Annotated in this window: 1 protein-coding gene; it reads left to right on the plus strand. The window is 48.2% G+C overall.

Going from position 1 to position 749, the window contains the following annotated elements; translation table 11 throughout:
* Positions 1-251: 251 nt before the first annotated feature.
* Positions 252-749, plus strand: a 498-nt coding sequence (locus M6D81_RS31585) for a DDE-type integrase/transposase/recombinase (RefSeq protein WP_262681642.1), incomplete at its 3' end; no start/stop codon positions are given.

Genomic DNA, 749 nt, shown 5'->3' on the forward strand with positions numbered 1-749 from the left:
ACTCCTGATGCACAAATCCAGGAGATGAAACGGCTACAGGAAATCGAAGAGAAATATGACAAAGCCATGAAAGTGTTAGGGGAGAAGGAACTGGAGATCGAGATTCTCCGTGAACTCGTAAAAAAGCAGAACCCTGCTTATCCGAAAAATTCGAGATAGCCAGCCACTTTATTAAGCAGGGGAACACCGCAGCTCTCGTGTTGCGAATCGTCGGGTTGGCTCCATCCACCTATTACGCTCGTCTAAAGGCAATGCAGGAATCTGTTGAACCAAGAAGGCACTCTCAGGGACGTCCTCGACCTGGTTATTCACTTACAACCACAGATCTTAAGGTAAGCGATGATCAGATTAAAGAATGGCTGATGGAGTTAGCTGCGGGCGAGGAACATATCTATGGCTACAGATTACTTGCGGAATGCTTGCGGAAAGAGAGACAGCTCATATTGAATCATAAGAAGGCATACAGCCTGTGCAAGGAGCTAGGACTCCTTCAGAAGCGACGGCAACCGAAAACGAAACATCCTCGCAGGCTCGCGAGAAATCACGTCATCACAGGTCGCAACCAGCTCTGGCAGATGGACATCAAGTATGGTTACGTCGATGGAATTGATCGCTTCTTTTTCGTGCTCAATATCATCGATGTGTTTGACCGGACCATTGTAGGTTATTACCGAGGCTCAAGATGCGAAGCCAAAGATGCCTGTCAGACGCTTGGAGAAGCGTTACGACAGCGCGTAACGACGTCTGAG

This window comes from Paenibacillus sp. J5C2022, assembly GCF_025567625.1.
In the GTDB taxonomy this organism is placed as follows: Bacteria; Bacillota; Bacilli; order Paenibacillales; family Paenibacillaceae; genus Pristimantibacillus.